The 25251-nt window shown below is 72.7% G+C and carries 19 protein-coding genes; 9 read left to right on the top strand and 10 right to left on the bottom strand.

Features of this window, described 5'->3' with window-relative positions; genetic code table 11:
- Window positions 1-105: 105 nt before the first annotated feature.
- On the bottom strand, window positions 106-1320 hold the full coding sequence (locus ACIRRH_RS04185; RefSeq protein WP_224284358.1) for a pyridoxal phosphate-dependent aminotransferase: 1215 nt from the start codon (window positions 1318-1320) through the stop codon (window positions 106-108).
- Window positions 1321-1565: 245 nt separating this feature from the next.
- Between ACIRRH_RS04185 and ACIRRH_RS04190 the strand changes: the two genes are divergently transcribed.
- Entirely contained in the window at window positions 1566-2285 is a 720-nt protein-coding gene (locus tag ACIRRH_RS04190; RefSeq protein ID WP_403061487.1) for a prepilin peptidase, read from the top strand.
- Between the two features lie 236 nt (window positions 2286-2521).
- Here the strand turns inward: ACIRRH_RS04190 and ACIRRH_RS04195 are convergent, their stop codons facing one another.
- Window positions 2522-4129: a chitinase gene (locus ACIRRH_RS04195; protein WP_403061490.1), complete on the bottom strand. Its 1608-nt coding sequence runs from the start codon at window positions 4127-4129 to the stop codon at window positions 2522-2524.
- 398 nt (window positions 4130-4527) lie between these two features.
- Here ACIRRH_RS04195 and ACIRRH_RS04200 point away from each other — a divergent pair, with 398 nt between their 5' ends.
- From ACIRRH_RS04200 to ACIRRH_RS04215, 4 genes are all read left to right on the top strand, one after another.
- Entirely contained in the window at window positions 4528-5322 is a 795-nt protein-coding gene (locus tag ACIRRH_RS04200) for an isoprenyl transferase (RefSeq protein WP_403061493.1), read from the top strand.
- Between the two features lie 237 nt (window positions 5323-5559).
- Window positions 5560-6894, top strand: coding sequence for a PhoH family protein (locus ACIRRH_RS04205; protein WP_403061496.1), 1335 nt, complete (start codon window positions 5560-5562; stop codon window positions 6892-6894).
- Window positions 6895-7327: 433 nt separating this feature from the next.
- Window positions 7328-8086, top strand: coding sequence for a transglycosylase SLT domain-containing protein (locus ACIRRH_RS04210; RefSeq protein WP_403061499.1), 759 nt, complete (start codon window positions 7328-7330; stop codon window positions 8084-8086).
- A 491-nt stretch (window positions 8087-8577) separates the two neighbouring features.
- A complete protein-coding gene (locus ACIRRH_RS04215) occupies window positions 8578-10101 on the top strand; it encodes an AI-2E family transporter (protein ID WP_403061502.1) in 1524 nt (507 codons plus the stop codon).
- A gap of 110 nt (window positions 10102-10211) precedes the next feature.
- Here the strand turns inward: ACIRRH_RS04215 and ACIRRH_RS04220 are convergent, their stop codons facing one another.
- Both ACIRRH_RS04220 and ACIRRH_RS04225 read right to left on the bottom strand, forming a co-directional pair.
- Window positions 10212-10754: an alkyl hydroperoxide reductase gene (locus ACIRRH_RS04220; protein WP_403061505.1), complete on the bottom strand. Its 543-nt coding sequence runs from the start codon at window positions 10752-10754 to the stop codon at window positions 10212-10214.
- Between the two features lie 3 nt (window positions 10755-10757).
- Window positions 10758-11309: a peroxiredoxin gene (locus tag ACIRRH_RS04225; protein ID WP_224283642.1), complete on the bottom strand. Its 552-nt coding sequence runs from the start codon at window positions 11307-11309 to the stop codon at window positions 10758-10760.
- Between the two features lie 191 nt (window positions 11310-11500).
- On the opposite strand from ACIRRH_RS04225, the gene ACIRRH_RS04230 reads away from it, so the two are divergent.
- Window positions 11501-12451 (top strand): LysR substrate-binding domain-containing protein, encoded by a 951-nt coding sequence (locus ACIRRH_RS04230; protein ID WP_403061508.1) that lies wholly within the window; start codon window positions 11501-11503, stop codon window positions 12449-12451.
- On the opposite strand, the gene ACIRRH_RS04235 is transcribed toward ACIRRH_RS04230, so the two are convergent.
- Window positions 12448-13086, bottom strand: coding sequence for a TetR/AcrR family transcriptional regulator (locus ACIRRH_RS04235; RefSeq protein WP_403061511.1), 639 nt, complete (start codon window positions 13084-13086; stop codon window positions 12448-12450). The genes ACIRRH_RS04230 and ACIRRH_RS04235 overlap by 4 nt on opposite strands.
- Window positions 13087-13210: 124 nt before the next feature.
- Here ACIRRH_RS04235 and ACIRRH_RS04240 point away from each other — a divergent pair, with 124 nt between their 5' ends.
- The gene (locus ACIRRH_RS04240) at window positions 13211-15406 is read left to right on the top strand and encodes an MMPL family transporter (protein ID WP_403061513.1); all 2196 of its coding nucleotides are present in this window, start codon (window positions 13211-13213) and stop codon (window positions 15404-15406) included.
- Between the two features lie 45 nt (window positions 15407-15451).
- Here the strand turns inward: ACIRRH_RS04240 and ACIRRH_RS04245 are convergent, their stop codons facing one another.
- The 3 genes from ACIRRH_RS04245 to ACIRRH_RS04255 form a co-directional block, all read right to left on the bottom strand.
- Window positions 15452-17356 carry a SpoIIE family protein phosphatase gene (locus ACIRRH_RS04245; RefSeq protein WP_403061516.1) on the bottom strand — a complete coding sequence of 635 codons (1905 nt, stop codon included), beginning with the start codon at window positions 17354-17356 and terminating at the stop codon, window positions 15452-15454.
- A gap of 83 nt (window positions 17357-17439) precedes the next feature.
- Window positions 17440-18204, bottom strand: coding sequence for a class I SAM-dependent methyltransferase (locus ACIRRH_RS04250; protein ID WP_403061519.1), 765 nt, complete (start codon window positions 18202-18204; stop codon window positions 17440-17442).
- 483 nt (window positions 18205-18687) lie between these two features.
- Entirely contained in the window at window positions 18688-21642 is a 2955-nt protein-coding gene (locus ACIRRH_RS04255; protein WP_403061522.1) for an AfsR/SARP family transcriptional regulator, read from the bottom strand.
- 214 nt (window positions 21643-21856) lie between these two features.
- Here ACIRRH_RS04255 and ACIRRH_RS04260 point away from each other — a divergent pair, with 214 nt between their 5' ends.
- Window positions 21857-22141: a hypothetical protein gene (locus ACIRRH_RS04260; protein WP_403061525.1), complete on the top strand. Its 285-nt coding sequence runs from the start codon at window positions 21857-21859 to the stop codon at window positions 22139-22141.
- A gap of 254 nt (window positions 22142-22395) precedes the next feature.
- Here ACIRRH_RS04260 and ACIRRH_RS04265 read toward each other — a convergent pair whose 3' ends face one another.
- The gene (locus tag ACIRRH_RS04265; protein ID WP_224282603.1) at window positions 22396-22599 is read right to left on the bottom strand and encodes a hypothetical protein; all 204 of its coding nucleotides are present in this window, start codon (window positions 22597-22599) and stop codon (window positions 22396-22398) included.
- Between the two features lie 137 nt (window positions 22600-22736).
- On the opposite strand from ACIRRH_RS04265, the gene ACIRRH_RS04270 reads away from it, so the two are divergent.
- Window positions 22737-23495 (top strand): GntR family transcriptional regulator, encoded by a 759-nt coding sequence (locus tag ACIRRH_RS04270; protein ID WP_403061528.1) that lies wholly within the window; start codon window positions 22737-22739, stop codon window positions 23493-23495.
- Window positions 23496-23568: 73 nt separating this feature from the next.
- Here the strand turns inward: ACIRRH_RS04270 and ACIRRH_RS04275 are convergent, their stop codons facing one another.
- A complete protein-coding gene (locus tag ACIRRH_RS04275; RefSeq protein WP_403061531.1) occupies window positions 23569-25236 on the bottom strand; it encodes a fumarate hydratase in 1668 nt (555 codons plus the stop codon).
- Window positions 25237-25251: the final 15 nt, after the last annotated feature.

Consider the following 25251-nt stretch of genomic DNA (forward strand, 5'->3'; position numbering starts at 1 on the left):
GCAGGACGGCCGGAGTTCCGCCGGGCGATTTTCCCCCGACCAAGGAGATCGCCCGGGCCGGAACTCCGGCCGTAGTGTTTTCCGCCCCCTCGGAGGGCCGGCTCCTCACGGCTGCACGTAGCCGCCGAGAAAGTCGCCGATCCGGGTCACCGCGTCGGTGATCTCCTCCGCCCGGGGCAGCGTGACCAGCCGGAAGTGGTCCGGCTCGGGCCAGTTGAAGCCGGTGCCCTGGACCAGCAGGATGCGCTGGGAGCGCAGCAGGTCGAGCACCATCCGGGCGTCGTCCCTGATCTTGTGGACCTTGGGGTCCAGCCGGGGGAAGGCGTACAGCGCGCCCTTGGGCTTGACGCAGCTGACCCCCGGGATCCGGTTCAGCAGCTCGTACGCGGCGTCGCGCGAGGCGTGCAGCCGGCCGCCGGGCAGCACCAGGTCGCGGATCGACTGCCGCCCGCCGAGGGCGGCGGCCACCGCGTGCTGCGCGGGCATGTTGGCGCACAGCCGCATCGAGGCGAGCACGGTCAGGCCCTCGATGTAGCTGCGGGCCCGGTGCCGGTCGCCGGACAGCACCATCCAGCCGGAGCGGAAGCCCGCGACCCGGTACGCCTTGGACAGTCCGTTGAAGGTGACGCAGAAGAGGTCCGGGGCCAGGGTGGCCAGCGGGACGTGCTCGGCGTCGTCGTAGAGGATCTTGTCGTAGATCTCGTCCGCGTAGACCACCAGGTCGTGCCGGCGGGCGATCTCCGTGATGCCCTCCAGCACCTCGCGCGGATAGACCGCGCCGGTCGGGTTGTTCGGGTTGATCACCACGATGGCCCTGGTCCGGTCGGTGACCTTGGCCTCGATGTCGGCGAGGTCCGGGTACCACTCGGACTGCTCGTCGCAGCGGTAGTGCACCGCGGTGCCGCCGGCCAGCGAGACCGAGGCGGTCCACAGCGGGTAGTCCGGGGCCGGGACGAGCACCTCGTCGCCGTCGTCCAGCAGCGCGGTCATGGCCAGCTGGATCAGTTCGGAGACGCCGTTGCCGAGGAAGACGTCCTCGACGGAGAGGCCGTGCAGCCCGCGGTCCTCGTAGTGCATGACCACCGCGCGGCGGGCGGAGAGCAGGCCCTTGGAGTCTCCGTAGCCGTGCGCGTTGGCGAGGTTGCGCAGGATGTCCTGGAGGATCTCCGGGGGCGCCTCGAAACCGAAGGTGGCCGGATTGCCGGTGTTGAGCTTGAGGATGCGGTGGCCCTGTTCCTCCAGCCGCATCGCCTCGTCGAGTACCGGACCGCGGATGTCGTAGCAGACATTGGCGAGCTTGCTGGACTGGATGACCTGCATGTCCGCCTACTTTAGGGGTACGCAGGGGCCGTGGGGCGGCTCTCCGGAGGGGTGCTTCCGAGGGCCCGAACGGCTCCCTTGGATCGGCAGGCGGCGGTGGCGGGCGGCCTTCCGAACCGGCAGTCGAAGGTCCGGAATCCTCGTGTGTGCGAGGAGCGCACGCGGGCGTGCGGAACGAGACGGACGGCACGCCGCCCGGCGCGGGAGGATGTGGCCGGTGCGTCGATCGAGGAGGGGGTGCGCCGGTGGTCCCGGTCGTGGTCGCGGCGGTGCTGGTCGGTCTCCTGGCGGCTCCGCCGCTGCGCGGGCAGATCGCCCGGTTCGCGGTGCCGGAGGGCCGGCCCTGGTGCGACGACTGCCCGTCGTGCGGGCGCGCGGTGCGGCTGCTGCCGCCGACCGGGCGCTGCCCGGGCTGCCGGGAGCGACTGGGCGCCGGCCCCTGGACGGTGGAGCCGGTCGCGGTGGCGGTCGCCGTCGCGGTGGCGTACGCGGCGGACGGGCTGCTGGTGCCGACCCTGGCGCTGGCCTGGGCGGCAGCGGTCGGGGTGGCGCTCGGCTTCGTCGATGCGCGGGTGCGCCGACTGCCGTACCGGCTCACCCTGCCGCTGCTCGGCGGGGTGACCGCGCTGTTGCTGCTCGCGGCGTCGGCCGAGGGCGACCCCGGCGCGCTGCTGCGCTGCCTGCTGGCCGCGCTCGCGGTCGGGGGCGTGCTCGAACTGGCCGTCTGGCTGGGCGCGTTGGGCCCCGGCGACTCCCCGCTCGGGCTCGCCCTGGGCGGGCTGCTCGGCTGGTACGGCTGGTCGGTGGCGCTCGGCGGGCTGTTCGCCGCGATGGTGCTCGCCGGGCTGTGGGCCACCCTGCGGGCCGCCGCCGCGCTGGCCCGCCGCCGCCCGGTGCGCGGGCTCGACCTCCCGGTCGGCCCGTTCCTGCTGCTCGGCGCGCTCACCGCGGTCCTGGCGCGGTGAGCGCGCGCGTTCGGCAGCAATCGCGCGCTCTCGGCGGGATCGCGCGCTCTCGGCAGTGACAAGGGGAGCGGAACGGAAGGGCCCGCCGCACCGGTCGGTGCGACGGGCCCCGCCGCCGACGCGCAGGCCCCACCCTCAAGGAGCGGCGCGCCGGGGGAGTTGAGCTCTGGTGGCTGCGGCCGGGTGGCGGCCGCGGCCGAGTGCCGCAGCCGTCCGTGGCGGCTGCGGCCTTGCCGTTACGGCATCTTGTGGACGAACGGGCCGACCGCGCTGGAGAACGCGTTGCCGTTGTTGGCGTCCCAGTTGGTCGACCAGGTCATCGCGCCGCGGATGGTCGGCCACTTGGCCGGCGGCACGAAGCTGCCGCAGTTGCTGCCGGTGGCCAGGCAGTCCAGCGCGTTGTTCACCACGGCCGGCGAGACGTAGCCGCCGCCCGCCGCCTTGGTGGAGGCCGGGACGCCGATGCCCACCTGGTCCGGCCGCAGGCCGCCCTGGATGTGGGTGCAGACCTGCGAGGTGATGAAGTCGATGGTGCCCTGGTTGTAGACCTTGCCGTCGCAGCCGTTCATGCCGCCCGAGTTGTAGAACTGGGTGTTGACGACGGTGAGGATGTCCTTGGTCTTCAGCGCCAGCTGGAAGTAGGCGCCGGCGGTGCTGTACATCCCGATGGTCTCGGGGGCCATGGTCAGCACGAAGCCGGGGCCGACCTTGGCCTGGAGGGCGTGCAGCGCGTCGCCGAGCGGGCCGGCCTGGACGCCGTTCTCCAGGTCGACGTCGATGCCGTCGAAGCCGTAGTCCTTGATGATCGCGTAGGCGCTGTTGACGAAGTTGGCGCCGGCGGTGGCGTCCCCGACGGTGATCGCGCCGTTCTGGCCGCCGATGGAGAGGATGACCTTCTTGCCGGCCGCCTGCTTGGCCTTGATGTCGGCGCGGAACTGGGCGTCCGTGTAGCCGCCGAGCGCCTTGGACAGGCCCGGGTCCAGGGTGAAGCTGATCGCGCCGGTCTGGGTCGGCACGGCGTCGGCGAAGGAGACCGCGATGATGTCGTACGCGCTCTGGACGTCGCTCAGCCGCTGCACGGTCGAGTTGTTGTCGAAGTTCTGCCAGTAGCCGGTGACCAGGTGGGCGGGCAGGCCGGTGGCCGGCGGGGTGGTGCTGGTCGGCGTGGCGGTGGGGGTCGCCGTCGCGGTCTGGGTCGCCGTCGCGGTGGGGGTCGGGGTCGCCGTCCTGGTCGGCGTCGCGGTGGCCGTGGGGGAGGCGGTCGCCGTCTGCGTGGGGGTGGGGGTCGCGGTCGGCGACGGGGTACCGGTGCCGCCGGGGCCGATCAGCGCGACGTCGTCGGCCAGGTAGGCGCTCTGGCCGTACCAGCCGTGCAGGTAGACGGTGACGCTGGTGGCGTTCGCCCCGGTGGTGAAGGTGGTGGACAGCTGGTTCCAGCTGTTCTGGTTCGACCAGACCAACGGGTCGGTGCCGCCGGTGCCGCGCGCACCGAGGTAGACGTACGGACCGTGGACCCACGCGCTCAGCGTGTAGCTGGTGTTGGGCAGCACGCTGATGGTCTGGGTGCACTCGGCGGTGTCGCCGGCGCCCGGGGTGGCCTGGAGGGCGCCGGTGCCGGAGTGGACCGGGGAGGAGACCGTGGTCGCGGCGCCGGTGCAGGTCCAGCCCGCGAGCCCGCCGTCGAAGCCGCCGTTGCCGACCAGGTTGCCGACCGCCGCGCTGGCGCCGCCGGCGAAGAGGGCGAGGCCGCCGCCGGCCAGGGCGAGGGCGGTGGCACCGGCCGCGACGGCCGGGAGGGGGCTGCGCCGGCGCTTGTGCGAAGGCTGGTTCAGCGTACGGGCCATGGGGTGACGCTCCTGGGGGAGGAGCGGCCGCCGCGGTGGGGGGCGCGGCGGCCGCGTGTGGGGGAGGGGAAGTCCGAAGTGAGCCTGCGGGGCGGAGGGGGAGGATCGTTCCGTCCCGGATCAAAAGCTGGACTAGACCATTGCTGGCCGTCAAGCACCGGAAGAACGGCTTACGGTTCCGTTAAGGATTCGGAGACCGTTCCGTGTCCCCGCCCCGGGGGCCCGGAACCACCCCGCCGCCCGCCCGGACGGCCCCCGACACGCCGGTCGCGACAGACTTCGTACAGGACCGTGACCAGACCGCTACCTGGGGCTTTACCGTGCACCTGCGTGCCGGAGTAGGCTGCGCCGGGGGCGGTGACGCACCAGTTGCAACGAGCACGGAGGGGCCGGGAAACATGGGTCTGCGCGATGTCGCCGAACGGACGCCGGGGCTTCGCACCCTGCTCAGCGGGATGTACGGGCTCTACGGCCGGCGGGTCGAGGTCCACCTCGCGAGCACCCCGCGCCACATCGGCGTGATCCTGGACGGCAACCGCCGCTGGGCCAAGGCGGCCGGCGGCTCCACCGCGTACGGCCACCAGCGCGGCGCCGACAAGATCAGCGAGTTCCTCGGCTGGTGCGACGAGACCCACGTCAAGGTCGTCACCCTCTGGATGCTCTCCACCGACAACCTGGACCGCCCGGCCGACGAGCTCGTCCCGCTGCTCGGCATCATCGAGGACGCCGTCACCGGCCTGGCCGCCGCCCGCCGCTGGCGGGTCAACCCGGTCGGGGCGCTGGACCTGCTGCCGCAGCACACCGCCGACGTGCTCAAGCGGGCCGCCGACCAGACCGCCGAGATCGACGGCATCACGGTCAACGTCGCGGTCGGCTACGGCGGCCGGCACGAGATCGCCGACGCCGTCCGCTCGCTGCTCCAGGAGCAGGCCGGCCGCGGCACCTCGATCGAGGAACTGGCCGAGATCCTGACCGTCGAGCACATCTCCGAGCACCTGTACACCCGCAACCAGCCCGACCCCGACCTGATCATCCGCACCTCGGGCGAGCAGCGGCTGTCCGGTTTCCTGCTCTGGCAGAGCGCGCACAGCGAGTTCTACTTCTGCGAGGCGTACTGGCCGGCCTTCCGCAAGGTCGACTTCCTGCGCGCGCTGCGCGCGTACGAGCAGCGCCACCGGCGGTTGGGGCTGTAGTCCCGGGCCGGCGGCCCCCGGCCCCGGCCGCCCGGAGGAAATGACCGCCGTAGGCCTGGCCTACCCGGCGCCGGCGCGAGGCCAAACGTTCACCGGCAATGATCCGTCAGTTCGCCGGGCACGCGAATGCACCGTTCCCCGCCTGGGAATACTCCAGTCAGTCCGGCCCCGAGGCCACAGGGGCAGCGGGGGCCGGCTTGCCGCGGATGACGCAGGGTCATCCGCTCTGGAGGCCTAGTGGTCAGTTCCAAGAGCCGCCGGACACCAGACCGGCGCACGTACGTTCTCGACACCAGCGTGCTCCTGGCGGACCCGCTCGCCATGACCCGCTTCGAGGAGCACGAGGTCGTCCTCCCGGTGGTGGTCGTCACCGAGTTGGAGGCCAAGCGGCACCACCCGGAGCTGGGCTACTTCGCCCGCCAGGCGCTGCGGCTGCTCGACGACTACCGCATCCGCCACGGCCGGCTCGACGAGCCGATCCCGGTCGGCGAGCTCGGCGGCACCATCCGGGTCGAGCTCAACCACTCCGACGTGTCGATACTGCCGGTCGGCTACCGGGCCGGCGGCGGTGAGGCGGACACCCGGATCCTCGCAGTCGCCCGCAACCTCCAGGCCGAGGGCTACGACGTCACCGTCGTGTCCAAGGACCTGCCGCTGCGGATCAAGGCCAGCTCGGTGGGCCTGCTCGCCGAGGAGTACCGGGCCGAGCTCGCGATCACCTCGGGCTGGACGGGCATGTCGGAACTGCACGTCCCGGCCGACCAGGTGGACGCGCTGTTCTCGGCCGGCCACGACGCCGGGGTGGACGTCGACGGGGCCACCGAGCTGCCCGTCCACACCGGACTGGTGCTCACCTCGGAGCGCGGCCGCGCGCTCGGCCGGGTCACCGGCGACGGCCGGGTGCGGCTGGTGCGCGGCGAGCGCGAGGCGTTCGGGCTGCGCGGGCGCAGCGCCGAGCAGCGGGTGGCGCTGGACCTGCTGCTCGACCCGGAGATCGGCATCGTCTCGATGGGCGGTCGGGCCGGCACCGGGAAGTCTGCGCTGGCGCTGTGCGCGGGGCTGGAAGCGGTCCTGGAGCGGGGGCAGCACCGCAAGGTGATGGTCTTCCGGCCGCTGTACGCGGTCGGCGGGCAGGAGCTGGGCTACCTGCCCGGCACCGAGGCGGAGAAGATGGGCCCCTGGGCGCAGGCGGTCTTCGACACCCTCTCCGCCGTCACCACCCCGGACGTGATCGAGGAGGTCATCTCGCGCGGGATGCTGGAGGTGCTGCCGCTGACCCACATCCGGGGGCGCTCGCTGCACGACGCGTTCGTGATCGTGGACGAGGCGCAGTCGCTGGAGCGGAACGTCCTGCTGACGGTGCTGTCCCGGATCGGCCAGGGTTCGCGGGTGGTGCTCACCCACGACGTGGCGCAGCGGGACAACCTCCGGGTGGGCCGCTACGACGGTGTGGTGGCGGTGGTGGAGAAGTTGAAGGGCCATCCGCTCTTCGCCCACATCACGCTCACCCGCTCGGAGCGTTCGCCGATCGCGGCGCTGGTCACGGAGATGCTGGAGGACATCCACCCGTGATCCGCCCCAGATAGGGGCATAGTCGGACAATACGGTCAACTGGTGGCCTGGAGCCCGCTCCTGACGGAGCGGGCTCCATCCGGTTCATCACATCGAGTGCTTTCCGTCCAGGGAACTGCTGTGCGGTGAATGTGACATGCGCCACGCGGGCGGGAATTGCGTCGACAGTGCCCGGTGCGGCATGGTGAGGGTTCTGTCAGGCCCCGCGTACGGCGCGGCAGGGCTCCCGGACTCCGGGAGTCAGGCCCCGGAAGGTCCGCCAACTCCGGTCGGTGGACGCATAATTGAAGACCGTTGAGCTGTACGCCGCCCGATTCCAACGCCCGGTCGCCTCACCTCGGCCGGACGCCGGGCCAGCACCTCCCGTGACCAGAGCACCGTGCGGAGGTCCGTGTCAAGGGGCATGTTGCGCCCGTACGGTCACACGTGGGCGATGCTGGAAGGAATCCATGTGACTCGGATCTCGGTCCGGGGAGTTGCTGTGGCCTCCGCCACCGCCGTCACCGCTGTCGGTGCCGTCGTGGGTATGGCCTCGGGCAGCGAGGGCAAGACGACGCAGACGGTCGATGTCGCCGGCGCGACCCTGCTTGCCGAAGTCCCCTCTGGCGCCCAGGCGCAGACCATCAGTGACAACATCGGCCAGCAGGCATCCGCCCAGCAGGCCTCCGCCGACGCCGCCGCCAAGGCTGCCGCGGAGCAGAAGGCCGCCGAGGAGGCCGCGCGCCAGAAGGCCGCCGCGGACGCCCAGGCGAAGGCCGACGCCCAGGCCAAGGCCGACGCGGACAAGGCGGCCAAGGCCGCCGACGACGCGCGCAAGGCCGCCGACGCCGCCGCCAACCGCTCCAAGGCCCGCTCGGCGATGACCGCGGTCGAGGACAGCGCGCCGCCCGTCTCGGTCAGCCCCGGCTCGGTCCAGGACCTGGCCCGGCAGATCGTCGGCAACGACGCGCAGTTCCAGTGCTTCAGCCAGATCGTGAAGCGCGAGAGCGGCTGGGACTACACCGCGACCAACAAGAGCTCCGGCGCGTACGGTCTGGTCCAGGCGCTGCCCGGCACCAAGATGGCCTCGGCCGGTGCCGACTGGCGCACCAACCCGGCCACCCAGATCAAGTGGGGCCTCAGCTACATGAACAGCCGCTACGGCAGCCCCTGTGGCGCGTGGTCGTTCTGGCAGGGCCACAACTGGTACTAGGAACGGCTGCCGCTCCGGCGGCGTGGTTCCGCACGGCCCCCGGCTGCTCGTCCGCCCAGGACGCGCGGCCGGGGGCCGTGGCGTTCTCCGGCCCGGGCGTTCTCCGGCCCGGGACGAGGGGCGGGCCGCGCCGCCCGGGCTGCGCTGACCATTGCGCCCTCGGGCGGTGCGGCCCCGGTTGCGGACGCGGGGCGCGGGAAGGGGTCCTGGTTGCTCCCCGCACCGGCCGGTCCGCCGGCAGGTGGCCGTGGGGCGACCTCGGCGGTTCGGCTCCGGGGTCTCGTCCCGACTCCTCCCCAGCGAACCATGTCCGAAACCAGATGGAACCTGGCGTTTTGTCCGGTACATCGGGATGGGAGGTTCTGGTCGAACGGACCGGCGGTCGGACTGGCCGAGCCCTCGCCGGGTAGCGTCATCCCTGACGGCCGCGGCAGGACCCGCGGCGTACCGCCGGGCACGGCGGGTTCGGCAGGGGAGCGGTGGTAGCGAGGATGGCGCGGGGCGGAAAGGCCTTCAAGGCCGTGGCCAAGGGCATGGCCGTGGTGGCGAGCGCGGCCGCCGTGATCGAACGGCGCCGGCGTGCCGCGATGGCGGCCGACCCCGACGAGCCGGCCCTCCCGGCGCCGGCCGCCGGGCACGTGCCGGCGCTCGTGGACGGGGGTGTCCCGGCACTCGACGAGGCGCCCGGCCCGGTCCCGGTCCCGCGGGCCGACCCGGCCCCGGCGGTGCCGGCGGCCCCGGCGGTCGACGCGGTCCCGCCGTCCGCCGCGGCGGCCCCGGCCACCCAGGCCGTACCGGTCGCGCACACCGGGCTCGGACGGGAGTACCACCCCGGCCGCCCGGCCACGCCCGCCGAGGCGGTGCCGTGGGGGCTGCGGGTGGCCGCCGAGTCGACCTGGCGGCTGCTGCTGCTCGGCGCCGCGCTCTACGTCGTCTTCTACGTGGTCGACATGCTGCGGCTGGTCGCCTTCTCGGTGCTGGCCTCGTTGCTGATCACCGCGCTGCTGGAGCCCTCGGTCTCCTGGCTGCGCCGGCGCGGGGTCCCGCACTCGCTGGCGGCGGGCGGGGTGTTCCTCAGCGGCCTGGCGGGGATCGGGCTGGTCGGCTGGTTCGTGGTCTGGCAGGTGACGACCAACCTCTCGGACGTCACCACCCAGGTGAAGACCGGCGTCAACCAGCTGCGGGACTGGCTGGTCACCGGGCCGCTGCACCTGACCCAGCAGCAGATCACCGACTTCGCCAACCAGATCACCAAGGCCATCACCACCAACACCGATCAGCTCACCTCGGCCTCGATCACCGGCGCGCAGATCGCCGTCGAGGTGCTGACCGCGCTGCTGATGACCTTCTTCACCACCTTCTTCTTCCTCTACGACGGCGCGAAGATCTGGAACTGGGCGCTGCGCGGCCTGCCCCGGCACTCCCGCTTCGCGATGGCCGGGGCCGGTCCGAAGGCCTGGGCGACGCTCACCGCCTACGTGCGCGGCACGGTCTGCGTGGCCTTCATCGACGCGCTCTGCATCGGCATCGGCGTCGACCTGCTGGGCGTGCCGCTGGCCCTGCCGCTGGCCGTGATCATCTTCCTGGGCGCCTTCGTCCCGCTGGTCGGCGCGCTGGTCACCGGCACCGTCGCGGTGCTGATCGCGCTGGTCACCCAGGGGCCGTGGACGGCGCTGATGGTGCTGGTGGTGCTGGTGGTGGTGATGCAGGTCGAGAGCCACATCCTCCAGCCGCTGATCCTCGGCCGGGCCGTCCGGGTCCACCCGCTCGGCGTCGTGCTCGGCGTCGCGGCCGGCGGCATCATCGGCGGCATCGGCGGCGCGGTGGTCGCCGTCCCGCTGATCGCCGTCACCAACACCGTGGTGACCCACCTGCGCCGCCGCAACGAGGCCGGCCAGGCCGTCTTCACCGCGCTCGAAGCCGCCCGCGAGGCCGCCGAACGCACGGCCGGGCGTACGGCCGAGCGCGCCGCGGCCACCCACCCAGCCCCGTCGGCCGCACCCGCCACCGACTGACCCCGCCGCCGGCCGGCCCAGCCCTACCGGCCCCGCCGGTCCGGGAGAACGACGACGGGCCCCTCGCGGACGTGGTGTCCGGGAGGGGCCCGTCGGGGTGCCGGGGTGCGTCAGGCGCCGGCGGTGGCCAGGACGGCCTCGGAGTCGAGGACGCCGGCCACGGCCTGGAGGACGGCGGCGATCTTCATCGAGGCCTGGATGACCTCGCGCTCGACGCCGGCCTTGCGCAGGACGGCCTCGTGCGAGTCGAGGCACTGCCCGCAGCCGTTGATGGCCGAGACCGCGAAGCACCAGAGCTCGAAGTCGACCTTCTCGACGCCCGGGGTGCCGATGATGTTCATCCGCAGACCGGCCCGCATCGTGCTGTACTCCTTGTCGGAGAGCAGGTGCAGCGTCCGGTAGTAGACGTTGTTCATCCCCATGATCGCGGCCGCGCCCTTGGCGGCGGTGTACGCCTCCGGGGAGAGGTTGGCCTTGGCCTCGGGCTCCAGCTCGCGCAGCAGACCGGGGCTGCGGGTGGCCATCGCGCAGGACAGCACCGTGCCCCAGAGCTGCTGGGCGGGGAGGTCGGAGTTGCCGATGACCGAGCCCAGGTTGAGCTTGAGGTCCTTGGCGTAGTCCGGGAGGGCGGCCTTCAGGTCGTCGAGAGCCATGGGTCAGCCCGCCAGCAGGGCCTGGGCGTCGAGGGTGTCCTCGCCCTTGTTCCAGTTGCACGGGCACAGCTCGTCGGTCTGCAGGGCGTCCAGCACCCGCAGGACCTCCTTGGGGTTACGGCCGACGGAGCCGGCGGTCACCATGACGAACTGGATCTCGTTGTTCGGGTCGACGATGAAGACGGCGCGCTGGGCGGTGCCGTCCTCGTTCTCGACGCCGCAGTCGCGCATCAGGTCGTGCTTGATGTCGGCCAGCATCGGGAAGGGCAGGTCGCGCAGGTCCTTGTGGTCCTTGCGCCAGGCGTGGTGCACGAACTCGGAGTCGCCGGAGACACCGAGGATCTGGGCGTCACGGTCGGCGAACTCGTCGTTCAGCTTGCCGAACGCGGCGATCTCGGTCGGGCAGACGAAGGTGAAGTCCATCGGCCAGAAGAAGACGACCTTCCACTTGCCCTCGTAGGACTTGTGGTTGATGTCGGCGAAGGCGCTCGCGGCGTCCAGGTCGACACAGGCCTTGAGGTCGAACTCGGGGAACTTGTCACCGATCGTGAGCACGTTCGCTTCTCCTGAAGTGAGATGAGGGGAGCTTTGTCCGGAATCCGGACATCACTCACGATTCCACATCGTGGACTGATCAGGGAAATAGCTACACTGGATGTGTCTGATCGGAGATTGTTATCAGTACCGAATCCCCCACGTCGCGGCCGGGTCCCCGCAGGAACACCGGCACCAAGGGTGACCAGACTGTGGCGAGCGCCACAGTCCGCAGCCCGCGCACGCCGACCGTCGCCCAGCTGCGGGCCTTCGTCGCGGTGGCCGAGCACCGGCACTTCCGGGAGGCCGCCGCCGCCACCGGGACCAGCCAGCCCGCACTGTCCGGGGCGGTCGCGGCGCTGGAGGAGTCGCTGGGCGCGCAGTTGGTCGAGCGTACGACGCGCAAGGTGATTGTCACCCCGCTGGGGGAGCGCGTGCGCCAGCACGCCCGTCGGGTGCTCGCCTCGCTGCAGGCCCTCACCGAGGAGGTCGAGGCCGCCCGCCGCCCGTTCACCGGGCCGCTGCACCTGGGCGTCATCCCGACCGTCGCGCCCTACCTGCTGCCCACCGTGCTGCGGCTGGTCCGCGACCGCTTCCCGGACCTGGAGCTGCACGTCCACGAGGAGCGCACCCCCTCGCTGCTGGAGGGCCTGGCCGCCGGGCGGCTGGACGTCCTGCTGCTCGCGCTGCCGGCCGGCGGGGCCTCGCCGACCAGGGACATCCCGCTGTTCGACGAGGACTTCGTCCTGCTCACCCCGCCCGGCCACCCGCTCGCCGGGCGGATCGACGTGCCGCGCGACGTGCTGCTCGACCTGGACGTGCTGCTGCTGGAGGAGGGCCACTGCCTGCGCGACCAGGCGCTGGACATCTGCCGCGAGGTCGGCGCCGCCCCGGCGGGCTCGACCACCCGCGCCGCAGGCCTGTCCACCCTGGTCCAGCTGGTCGCCGGGGGCCTCGGGGTGACCCTGCTGCCCGCCACCGCGCTGGACGTCGAGGCCGGGCGCACCGATCGGCTGGCCGCCGTCCGCTTCGCCGCCCCGGCGCCCGGCCGCCGGATCGGGCTGGCCGTCCGGCCGGGCTCGGCCCGCAGCGCCGAGTACGAGCGCTTCGCGGCCGCGCTGCGCGAGGTGCTGGCCGAGCTGCCGGTCCGGATCGCCTCCTAGGAGGTCTGGCGGAGTTCCGCTGCCGGGGTGCCCAGGCAGAGCCCGACCGTCGTCGCGACCAGGAGCTCCAGCGCCTCCAGGGTGTCCTGGTCGGGGCGGTCGCCGGGCCGGCGCAGGGTGAGGTGGCGGGCCGTCAGGCCGTCGAAGCCGCTGAGGAAGTGGACGGCGATCCGGCGGGCGGGCAGCGCCAGGGCCAGGCCGTGGGCGGCCGCGAGGGCGCTGAGCATCTCGGCGGCGGTGCCCTCGATGTCGTGCTGGAGCCCGAGCATGATCTCCTGCATGTCCGGGTCGCGCATGGCCAGCGCCCCGAACTCGCTCAGCAGCACGCAGCGCCCGTGCTCGCCGGTGGCGGCCTCCCAGAGCGCGTGCACCAGGGTGCGGACCTGTTCGCCGAACGCGCCGTCGCCGGGGGAGGCGGCGCGCACCTCGCCGACGAAGTCGGACTTCAGCTGCTGGACGACCGCCCGGTAGAGGTCCTTCTTGGTGCCGAAGGTGTAGTGCACCGTCGCCTGTGCCACGCCCAGCTCGGCCGCGATCGCGCGGGTGCTGCCGGCCGCGATTCCCTCCCTGGTCATCAGGTCGATCGCGGCCTGGACCAGTTGCGGTCGGCGTTCGGAGGCGGGGACGTGAGCCATTCAGCCAGGGTAGCGCCACGAGCGAGCAACTGTGTCGCATGATCTTGTCGGCCAACTTTGTCGCTCGACAAAGTTCGGTCTACGGTGGGACGCGACCTGCCCTGACCGACCCGAGGGACCGCCGATGGCCACGTACCTGTACCGACTGGGCCGATACTGCTTCCGGCGGCGACGGGCCGTCGTCGCCGTCTGGATCGCCCTGCTCATCGCCATCGGCGGGGCCGCGGGCGCCTTCGCCGGCAAGACCACCGATGAGTTCAAGGTTCCGGGCACCGAGGCGCAGGCCACCCTGGACCGGATCAAGGACACCTTCCCGGCGCAGGGCCACGGCTCCGCGCAGGTCGTCTTCGCCGCCGGTGCGCCCGGCGGCATCGGGACGCCCGAGGCGGGCAGGGCGGTCGGCGAGGCCGTCGCCCGGATCGCCCAGGTGCCGGGCGTGGCCGCGGTGCCGGACCCGTACGCCACCGGTGCGCTCTCGCCGGACGGGAAGGTCGCGCTCGCGCTGGTCTCGTTCGACCACAAGCTCGCCGACGTCACCGACCAGCAGCGCGAGGCCGTGAAGGCCGCCGCCGAGCCGGCCCGCGCGGCCGGGCTGGACGTGGCCTTCGGCGGCGACGCGTACAACACGATGGCCCGGATCGAGGGCGGCAGCGAGGCGATCGGCCTGGTGGTGGCCGGGCTGGTGCTGGTGGTGACCCTCGGCACGCTGGTCGCCGCCGGGCTGCCGCTGCTGACCGCGCTGGTCGGCGTCGGCGTGACGATGGCCGGCCTGCTGGCGCTCACCGGCTCCTTCGAGATCATCACCACCGCGCCGGTGCTGGCCCTGATGGTCGGCCTCGCCGTCGGCATCGACTACGCGCTGTTCATCCTCTTCCGGCACCGCCGCCACCTGGACGAGGGCCTGGAGCCGGAGGAGGCCGCAGCCCGGGCCACCGCGACCGCCGGCAGCGCCGTCGTCTTCGCCGGCCTGACCGTGGTCGTCGCGCTCGCCGGACTCGCCGTCGCGGGCGTCCCCTTCCTCACCGTGATGGGTCTGGCCGCCTCCGGGGCCGTGGTGGTGGCCGTCCTGGTCGCGATCACGCTGCTGCCCGCCGTGCTGGGCTTCACCGGCCGGGCCATCGACCGGCTGCCCGTCTGGAAGCGGGCCCTGACCGCCAACGGCCGCACCACCCTGGGCGAGCGCTGGGGCCGCTTCGTGGTCCGCCGCCCGCTGCCCGTCCTGCTGGTCGCACTGGCCGGGCTGGGCACCCTGGCGGTGCCCGCCGCGAGCCTGGACCTCGGTCTGCCGAGCGCCGGTTCGCAGGCCGCCGGGACGGACGCGCGCAAGGCGTACGACCTGGTCGGCGAGAGCTTCGGGCCGGGCTTCAACGCGCCGCTGGTGGTCGTGGTGGACGCCCACGGGGCTCCGCAGCCCGAGCAGGCGGTGCAGGGCGTGGCCGCGAAGCTCCAGACCCTCGACGGCGTCGGCACGCTGCTGCCGCCGGCCGTCGACCAGGCGAGCCGCACCGCGCTGGTGACCGTCATCCCGCGGACCGGCCCGGACCACGAGGACACCAAGGCGCTGGTCAACGAGATCCGCGGCCAGAAGACGGAGCTGAAGTCGGCGACCGGCGCGGACATCGCCGTCACCGGCACCACGGCCGCCAACATCGACGTCTCCACCAAGCTCGGCCAGGCACTGCCGCCGTTCCTCGCGGTGATCGCCGGGATCGCGGTGGTGCTGCTGGCGCTGGCATTCCGCTCGGTGCTCGTCCCGCTCAAGGCGGTGGCCGGGTTCCTGCTCAGCATCACCGCCTCGCTCGGCGCGGTGGTCGCGGTCTACCAGTGGGGCTGGCTGGACGGGCTGATCGACGTGCCCAAGGTCGGGCCGGTGGTGAGCTTCGTGCCGATCCTGCTGATCGGCGTGCTGTTCGGGCTGGCGATGGACTACGAGCTGTTCCTGGTCTCCGGGATGAAGGAGCAGCACGTCCACGGCGCGGCGCCGCGCGAGGCCGTGGTGGCCGGCGTGCGGAACGGGGCCCGGGTGGTCACCGCGGCCGCGCTGATCATGGTGGCGGTGTTCGGCTCGTTCGTCTTCGGCCACGACCCGATCGTCCAGCCGATCGGCTTCGCCCTCGCGGTGGGCGTGCTGGTGGACGCCTTCGTGGTGCGGATGGCGCTGGTGCCGGCCGCGATGGCGCTGTTCGGCAAGGCCGCCTGGTGGTTCCCGAAGCGGCTGGAGAAGGTCGTGCCGCGGGTGGACATGGAGGGCGAGCAGCTGATCGCCCGGCTGGCGGAGCAGCCGGCCGAGGAGCCGGCCAAGGAGCCGACCCGGGTCTGACGGCCCGTACGAGGCGCCCGGCGGGAACCCTCCCGCCGGGCGCCGTCACGTCTGCACGGGCAGCCGCTGCTCGAACCAGACCACCTTGCCGGTGCCCAGCCTGGTCGCGCCCCAGCGGTCCGCGCACCGGGCGACTATCTGCAGCCCGCGCCCGCGTTCGTCCTCCGGCCCGGTGCGGCGCGGGCGCGGCAGCAGCGGGCTGTCGTCGCCGACCTCGCAGCGCAGCCGGGTGGTGCGCACCAGGCTCAGGGTGACCGGCCGGGTCGCGTGCTGGACGGCGTTGGTCACCAGCTCGCTGACCATCAGTTCCGTCCCCTCGCTGAGCTCGTCCAGCCCCCAGCGGCGCAGCGTGTGCGCGGCCAGCCGACGGGCCCGGCCCGGTGTCTCGTTGCGCGGCTGGAGGTACCAGTGCGCGACGTCCCCGGCCGGGATGCCGTCGAAGCAGGCGCCGAGCAGTGCGATGTCGTCGCCGCGGTCGCCGGGCGGCAGGATCCGCAGCGCCTCCTGGCACAGCTGCTCGGGGGACTGCCAGCGGGCGGCGGCGATCCGGGCGCGCAGCACCTCCAGGCCGTCGCTGATCGGGCGGGTGCGGGTCTCCACCAGGCCGTCGGTGAACAACAGCAGCGCCGAGCCGGGCGGTGCGGGCAGCTCGACGGAGTTGAAGTCCACCCCGCCGACGCCGATCGGCGCCCCGGAGTCCAGCTCGACCAGCTCGGCGGTCCCGTCCGGGCGGACCAGCACCGGCGGGACGTGCCCGGCGTTGGCCATCACCACCCGGTTGGCGATCGGGTCGTACACCGCGTAGACGCAGGTGGCCAGGTGCTGTTCACGGCCGAGCCGCTGGGCCTGTTCGTCCAGGTGGTAGAGCACCTCGTGCGGCGGCAGGTCGAGGGCGGCCAGGGTCTGGGCGCTGGTGCGCAGCTGGCCCATGATGGCGGCCGAGGTGAGCGAGTGGCCCATCACGTCGCCCACGATCAGGGCGACCCGGTTGCCGGGCAGCGGGACGGCGTCGTACCAGTCCCCGCCGACCTGCGCGCCGCGCTCACCCGGCAGGTAGCGCTGGGCGATCCGGACGCCGTGCGACTGCGGCAGGCGCAGCGGCAGCATGCTGCGCTGGAGCTCGTTGGCGATCTCCCACTCGCGGGCGTAGCGCAGCGCGGTGTCCACGGCCAGCCCGGCCTGGGTGGCGAGGTGCGCCGCGGTCGCGGTGTCCGCGGCGTCGAAGACCGGGCGGCCGGTGCGTTCGGGAGGGCGGCGGATCAGTATCAGCAGTCCGAGCACGGCCTTGCGGCCGCGAAGCGGCAGGGCGAGGACGGAGGTGCCGGCGGCCAGCCGGGCCACCCCGCGGGTGCCGTACAGCTCGCGCAGCAGGGTCTCGGCGCGCTCGGCGGAGGGCGTGCCGAGGACGGCCGGCTCGGCGGGGCGGCGGCTCAGCAGGGCGTGGGCGAGCGCCCCGCCGCGGGTCACCGGGGTGGCCGGGCCGCCGTCGGCGGTCGAACGGGCGCCGTAGCGGGAACGGCGCCGGTCGTCCAGGCCGCTCGGGCGGCCGCGCCGGCCGATCCGGGTGCCGGTGCTGTGGTGTATCCGCAGCTCCTCCGGGAAGCCGGGTTCGCGTTCGACGTTGGGCAGCGGGTCGCGCAGGTGGATGACGGCGGCGTCGGCGAGCGTCGGGACCAGTACCCGGCCGATGTTGCGCAGCGTCGCGGCGAGGTCGAGGGCGCTGTTGATCCGCCGGGTCGCCGAGTCGAGGTACGCCAGGCGGACCGCCATCTCGGTGCGCTCCGGCCGTGCGCCGGCCCGCTTCGCCGCAGCCGGGGCCACCGTCAGGGCCGGGGCCGAGGGCGAAGCCGGGCCCGCCGCCGTCGGGGCCGAGGTCGGGGCCGGGACCTGACGGCGCTGGCCCGGGACGGCGGGCGGCTGCTCCGCCTCGGTCTTGAGCTGGTCGCGCACGGCTGCCTGTCCTGGATTCTGTGTGGTCGGTGAGCTGTTCTGTTGCACCGGCCGCGGGTGCGGCCGGTCCTGTCCCGGTTCGATCAGCCGACGCGTCGACAGCACAGGAACAGCTGTTCCTCCGGCGGCAGCGAGGTACTGGCCGGTGCGTACGGATGCCCCGAGCACTCCTCGACGGCGAAGCCGGCCGAGACCAGAACCCGCTCCAGATCCTCCCTCAGATACCCACTGATCCGCAGCTCTCTGCCAAGGAACGGAAGCGGAACGTGATCCAGGTCCGCCTCGACCATACCGAGCGCCAGCAGTCCGCCGGGCCGCAGGAGTTCGTGCAGCCGCCCGAGCACGGTCGGGATCTCGTCCTGCGGCAGCAGGATCAGCGAGAAGAACGCGGTGACCGCGGCGAAGTGGCCCCGGCCGTCCGGCCCCAGTTCGGGGGCGTTCCAGACCCGGCCCGCGCGCTCGGTGGCCAGATCGTACAGGTCGATCCGATGGAAGACCGGCGGGAACACGCCCGGGAAGGCGGTCCGCCGGGCCAGCGCGAGCATTCCGTCGGAGAGGTCCGCTCCGGTCACCCGCAGACCGCCCGCGGCCAGCTGCCGGACGGTCGGGTCACCCGTGCCGCAGCCCACGTCCAGCACCGGGGCGCCGGGTTCGAGCCGGGCGAGCAGCAGCCGGCCGCAGGCCAGCTGTCCGTCCTTGGCGGGGAAGGCCTCGCCGTACCCGGCGCCGATGGTGTCGAAGGCGACCGCCTGCAGTGCCCGGGCCGCCCGCCGCCGCCGTACCTCGGGATCGTCGTCGCCGGCGTCCTCGCCGACGGGGAACGGGTCGGATATCTGTCCGGTCGTCACGTTGCGAGGCACCCTTCCACCCGTGGCCTCCGGTGGCTCCTCCGCGGCCCCGTGGGCCGCTGCCGGTGGCGGTACGTCACGCACGCCGCACCACGTGGCCGGACTTCGCACCCCGACGGGTTTCCGGCAGACACTCGTGTGCGTACTGGCATCTGAGAATATGCGCGATCACTGGACCATGGGGTCCCTTTCCGGCCAACTCGCCGTGCTTGGGCCGTTGTGGCCGGGGTTGTGGAAGCACGAGGGTGCGGGCAGGGTTGTGCGCGAGACCCCGCACGCCGGACGGCGCGCCAGGGTGACGTCGATGACCTGCGGTTTTGCCGCTCCGCGGGCGGACTATCTGACGTTTATTGAACGTCAATCGATCCGGTGCACAGTGGAGTCCAGCGCCGGGGAAGCGTTGAGGGCGCTCCCGCAGCCGGGGGGCTGCGGGAGCGCCGACGCGCGGAACGGGGGGAGGTTCTCCGTGGGGGAGCGGAGGCCTTACGGCGCGGGGGGAGAGAGGGGCTCGGTGTGCTGCTGGGAGATGAGGTCCGCCACGGGGGAGGCCTCGGGCACACCGAGCCGTGTGAAGATCGCGTGGGCCTCCTGGAGGCACGCGAGTCCGCGGGCCGGCTGGGCGAGCGCCAACAGCGCCTCGCCCAGCGCGGCGTTCGCCAGGCCCTGGCCGTAGGCGGAGCCCAGCTCCTGGGCGATCGCCAGGGACTCGCCGGCGGCCTCGGCGGCCTCGGCGGGCTCCTCGGCGGAGAGCAGGGCGGAGGCGAGGCGGGCGAGGGTGTAGCCCTCCCAGAGGGGGTTCTGGTGGGACTGGTAGAGGCGGTGCGCCTCGCGCAGGTGCGGGACGGCCTCGCCGCCGGTGAGGACCACACCGAGTTGGTAGAGGGTCTGGGCGAGGAGCGGGCTGTTCTTGGAGGCCCGGGCGGCCGCGACGCCGTCGCGGGCCGACTTGACCGCCGTCTCGGTCATGCCGAGCCGGTGCTGCGCCCGGGCCATGTTGCTGACCACCCGTGCTTCGGCCGTCGGTGCGCCGACGGCCTGGCTGGTGGCACGGGCCTGTTCGTAGAACGACAGGGCCTCGGCCGGACGGTTGCCGACGTTCAGCATCACGCCCAGCATGTTGGCCGTGGCCATCAGGAGAAGCGTCGGATCGTTCGGCGACTGGTGGACCAGGCTCCGGCGGAACGACTGCTCGGCCCCCTGGAAGTCACTGGTGACGGACTCCAGTGTGCCGAGGGCGAGGTGGACCCGGGCGAGCGCGGCGCGGTCGCCGCAGCGCTCCGCGTCGCGGCCGATGGTCTCCAGGATCTGCCGGCCCTGAGGGCCGTGAGTGGGGTCCGGGCCGAGGCTGTACAGCAGGAGCAGCAGGTCGATCGCCGCGTGCTGGGCGGCGCGAGGACCGTCCGCCGCCGCGGCCGTGGCGTAGAGCAGAAGGGCGCCCTCGGTCCGGAGCCAGCCCTGGGCGGAGCCACTGGTCGGTAGGTCGATCCCCGCCGAGGCGGGGGCGGTGAGCAACTCGGGCAGCAGGTCGTCCGGCTCGATGACCTGGGCAGCGTTACGGACGGTCGGGATCAGCAGACCGAGCAGGCGCAGGACCGCCTCCTCCTGCTCCCCGGTGTCCCCGATCCGCTCGTTCTGCCGCTGGGCGTAGAGCCGGAGGAGGTCGTGATAGCGGTAGCGGCCGGGAGTGAAGCACTCCAGCATGTTCGCCTCGACCAGCGCCTCGGCGAGGTCCTCGGCGGTGTACTCGTCCGCGCCGAGCAGCGCCGCGGCGGCCGCCAGTGGGATGTCGGGGGAGTCGATCAGGGCGAGCAGCCGAAAGGCGCGGGCCTCGTCCACGGTCAACTGTCCGTAGCCGAGGCCGATGGTGGTCTCCACGGCGAGGTTGCCGAGCTGGAGTTCGTCCAGCCGCCGGCGCTGGTCCGCTAACCGACGGGCCAGGTCGGAGACGCTCCAGCGCGGTCGGCTGGCCAGCCGGGCGGCGGCGATGCGGACGGCCAGCGGCAGGAAGCCGCAGGCGGTGACGACCTGCATGGCCGCCTCCGGCTCGGCGGCGACCCGCTGCTCACCGACGATGGCCGAGAACAGTGCCAGCGCCTCGTCCGGGGTCAGTTCCTCGACGTCGAACAGCTGGGCGCCGGGGATGCCGGCCAGCCGGGAGCGGCTGGTGGCGAGTACGGCGCAGCCGGAGACACCGGGGATGAGCGGTCGGATCTGGTCGGCGTCGCGGGCGTTGTCCAGCAGGATCAGCATCCGCCGGTTGGCGAGCAGTGAGCGGTAGAGGGCGGCGCGCTGCTCCAGCGAGTCCGGGCTCTCGGTGACACCGAGCGCGTGCAGGAAGTCGCCCAGCACGCCCGCCGGGTCGGCGGGCGTGGCACCGGCGCCACGCAGGTCCACGTACAGCTGCCCGTCCGGGAACTCGGCCCGGACCCGGTGGGCGACGTGCACCGCGAGGGTGGTCTTGCCGACGCCGCCGATGCCGGCCAGCGAGGTGACCACCACGGCCTGGCCGGTGGCGTTCATCAGGACCGTCGAGAGGTCGCCCACCAGCTCGGTGCGACCGCTGAAGTCCGAGACGTCCGCCGGAAGTTGGGCAGGTGGTGCGGCCGGTCCATCCTCCCGGGTGGCGGGGGCGGACGCGATGGGCGGAGCCAGGTCGGGATCGGCGGCGAGGATGCGGGTGTGCATCGCGGACAGGCCCGCGCCCGGTTCGACCCCGAGCTCCTCGATCAGCAGTTTCCGGGTGTCGGTGTAGACGCCGAGCGCCTCGGCCTGACGGCCGCAGCGGTACAGCGCCAGCATCAGCAGCTCGCGCAGCCGCTCGCGCAGCGGGTGTTCGGCCGTCAGGCTGTTGAGCTCGCCGACGATCTCGGCGTGCAGGCCGATCTCCAGGGCGGCCGCGCACAGCTCCTCGGCGGCGGCCACCTGGCGCTCGGCGAGCCGCAGTCGCTGGGCGTCGGCGTAGGGGCCGGGGATGCCGGTCAGCGGGCGGCCGCTGAACAGGTCCAGCGCCTGCGCCAGCAGACGGTGCGCCTTGTGCCTGTCGCCCGCGGTGCGGGCGGCGGCGGCCTCGGCGGAGAGCCGCTCGAAGACCGTCAGGTCGAGTGCTTCGCCCGGGATGCGCAGCGCGTAGCCGTCGGCGACCGAGACCAGCAGCTCGGCGGGTCGGCGCACCTCGCGCCGGGGCTCGATGACGGAGCGCAGCCGGGAGACGTAGGTGCGAAGCGCGGCCACGGCCTGGGCCGGCGGCCGTTCGCCCCAGAGCGCGTCCACCAGGTCCTGGGTGGCGACCGGACGGCCGGAGTGCAGCAGGAGGGTGGTCAGAACGGCCTGCTGCTGGGGGGAGCCGAGGGAGAGGGGTTCCCCGTCGAGCCAGGCCTGGACCGGACCGAGGACTTGGAAGCGCAGCGCAGGGTTCTGCGGCGTCTCCCGAAACTCCATGAAGTCCCCCGATGGCCTGTGGTGTCGATTCCGTGAAAGGGCGCTCGGCGGTCCGCCGTGATGCTTCAGCTTAGGCGGGCACCCGACACTGCCGGACGGCGCCGCAAGCCGCACGATGTTTATCGGACATTTAATCAACTCTACGATACTGTCCGCGCGCCCGAGCCACGGAGGCCGGGCTGACGACAATTGATGACTGAAAGGCGGCCGCCCAATGGCCAACGACCAGAGCGAGACCCCGGTGGCGTCGGCGCCCGAGAACGAGGCGAAGACCGAGGCCCCGGCCGCCGCTGTGGAGGCGGGCAAGGCTGTCGAGGGCGCGGTGGCCGCGGCCTCGAACCCCGCCGAGTACACCGCGCCGACCGACGCGGAGAAGAACGCGTTCGAGGACGGTGCGTTCGGCGACGAGGGCCAGTACATCGAGGAGCCCGCCGAGCCGGCCGACGGCAAGTCGGACAGCCCGTACAAGCCGGAGAGCCTCATCGGCGGCAACCCGTAAGCCGTGTCACCCGAGTGCCCCCGTGCCCCCGTCCGGGCACGGGGGCGCTGTTGGTTATGCGCGCGCCAATTCGCGTGCGGGTGGATAGCGGTGGCCGATTCCCGCCCACGGTGCACGCATGGTGACCGGTGTTATCCGTAACGTGCCCGGCGGCGGGCCCCGGGCGTTCCGGAATTCCGGATTCACCAGGACGGTTGCCCGGGTCTGGGCGTTGTGGTTTGCGTGGATTTCTCCGCAAATTCCCGGTGCTGATCTCAATCAGCCGAATCGCGGGGCCCGGAGGTCGGGCCGACCTGGTGCGGGTCGGTGGTCCATTCCCGGCCGCCGGTCTCGGGGCGCAGGTAGTGCTCGCCGCCGATGGTGTCCATGTAGATGCCGGTACGTCCGGTCCTCCGGTCGAGGACGAGTTCACCCACGTGCGGCCGGTAGGCCGGGGCGTTTCGCTGTCGGGTGCTCACGGTGCCGCTCCTCGCTCTGGTCGGCGACTGGCCAGCATCTCTAGAGAAGCTAATATCTCTAGAGATGTCAACGGTCGTATCTCCTTACCGGCGACCGCGGGCGCGCCTACGATTTGTCCGAGGCAGAGGGAGCGGCGATGACCGGCAGCAGTGGCGACAAACGGCCCAAGTACCAACGGATCGCCGAAGCCCTGAAGGCGGCCATCGACACCGGCCGGTACCGCGCGGGCGACCGCCTGCCCGGCGAGAACGACCTCATGGACGAGTACGGCGTGGCCCGGATGACCGCCCGTCAGGCGCTGGGCGTGCTGCAGAGCGAGGGCATCGCCGAGGCGCGCCGCGGCGCCGGGGTGTTCGTCCGGGACTTCCGGCCGCTGCGCCGGCGCGGCATCCAGCGGCTGGCGCAGGGGCAGTGGGGGTCCGGCCGGTCGATATGGTCGGCGGACATCGACAACCGCAGCCTGGTGGTCGACCAGGTGTCCGTCGCCGAGCAGGGCGCGCCAGAGCACGTGGCCCGGGTGCTCGGGGTCGACCCGGGCGCCCCGATGTGCGTACGGCACCGCCGCTTCGTCCTGGACGGCAAGCCGGTGCTGCTCTCGACCTCCTACCTGCCCGCCGTCCTGGTCGCGGGCACCGCCATCACCCGCGAGGACACCGGCCCCGGCGGCACCTACGCCCGGCTCGCCGAGATCGGCGCCAAGCCCGTGCACTTCCGCGAGGAGGTCCGCTCCCGGATGCCCGGCGCGGAGGAGGCGGCCCGCCTGGAACTGTCCGCAGGCACCCCGGTCATCCTGATCTGCCGCACCGCCTTCGCCGACGAGGGGCAGGTCGTCGAGCTCAACGAGATGATCCTGGACGCCGCCTCCTACGTCCTGGAGTACGACTTCGACGCGTGACCGGGAGGCCGCGCCGGCACGGGAACCGCCCCGGCCGCAGGGGCGGCCGGGGCGGTGGGGGAACGCGGGGGGACTACTCCTTGGAGCGGACGCGCAGGTTGGTGATCAGCGGGCCCTCGGTGGTCTCGCGGAAGAAGTCGTTGCCCTTGTCGTCGACGACGATGAAGGCCGGGAAGTCCTCGACCTCGATGCGCCAGACCGCCTCCATGCCGAGCTCGGCGTACTCCAGCACCTCGACCTTCTTGATGCAGTCCTGGGCGAGCCGGGCGGCAGGGCCGCCGATCGAGCCGAGGTAGAAGCCGCCGTGCGCGGCGCAGGCGTCGGTGACCTGCTTGCTGCGGTTGCCCTTGGCGAGCATGACCATCGAGCCGCCGGCCGCCTGGAACTGGTCGACGTAGGAGTCCATCCGGCCGGCCGTGGTCGGGCCGAAGGAGCCGGAGGCGTAGCCCTCGGGGGTCTTGGCCGGGCCCGCGTAGTAGACCGGGTGGTCCTGGAGGTACTCGGGCATGCCCTCGCCGGCGTCCAGGCGCTCCTTGATCTTGGCGTGGGCGATGTCACGGGCGACCACCAGGGTGCCGGTGAGCGAGAGCCGGGTCTTCACCGGGTACTTGGACAGCTCGGCGCGGATCGCGGACATCGGCTGGTTGAGGTCGACCCGCACCACGTCGTCGTCGAGGTGTTCGTCGGTGGTGTCCGGCAGGTACTTCGCCGGGTCGGTCTCCAGCTGCTCCAGGAACACGCCCTCGGCGGTGATCTTGCCGAGCGCCTGGCGGTCGGCGGAGCAGGAGACGGCCATCGCGACCGGCAGCGAGGCGCCGTGGCGCGGCAGGCGCACCACGCGCACGTCGTGGCAGAAGTACTTGCCGCCGAACTGGGCGCCGATGCCGATCTTCTGGGTCAGCTCGGTGACCTTGGCCTCCAGCTCCAGGTCGCGGAAGCCGTGACCGGTCCTGGCGTCGCCGGAGGTCGGCAGGTTGTCCAGGTAGTGCGCCGAGGCGTACTTGGCGGTCTTCAGCGCGAACTCGGCGCTGGTGCCGCCGATCACGATGGCCAGGTGGTACGGCGGGCAGGCCGCGGTGCCCAGCGAGCGGATCTTCTGCTCCAGGAACGAGAGCATGCTCGCCTCGTTCAGGATGGCCTTGGTCTCCTGGTACAGGTACGACTTGTTGGCGGAGCCGCCGCCCTTGGCCATGAACAGGAACTTGTAGGCGTCGCCGTCGGTGGCGTACAGCTCGATCTGGGCCGGCAGGTTGTTGCCGGTGTTCTTCTCGTCCCACATGGTCACCGGGGCCATCTGGGAGTAGCGCAGGTTGAGCTTGGTGTACGCGTCGTACACGCCGCGCGCGATGGCGGACTCGTCGCCGCCCTCGGTCAGCACGTTCTGGCCGCGCTTGCCCATGACGATCGCGGTGCCGGTGTCCTGGCACATCGGGAGGATGCCGCCGGCCGAGATGTTGACGTTCTTCAGCAGGTCGAGCGCGACGAAGCGGTCGTTGGGGCTGGCCTCCGGGTCGTCCAGGATGCGGCGCAGCTGGGCGAGGTGGGCGGGGCGCAGGTAGTGCGAGATGTCGTGCATCGCCTCGGCCGTCAGCAGCCGCAGCGCCTCGGGCTCGACCTGGAGGAAGGTGCGACCGCCGGCCTCGAAGGTGGAGACACCCTCGGAGGTGAGCTTGCGGTACGGGGTCGGGTCAGCGCCCAGGGGGAGCAGGTCGCTGTACTCGAAGTCTGGCGTGGGAGCCATGGGGGCGGTCCTTAG

Source organism: Kitasatospora sp. NPDC101235, assembly GCF_044767505.1.
GTDB lineage: Bacteria > Actinomycetota > Actinomycetes > Streptomycetales > Streptomycetaceae > Kitasatospora.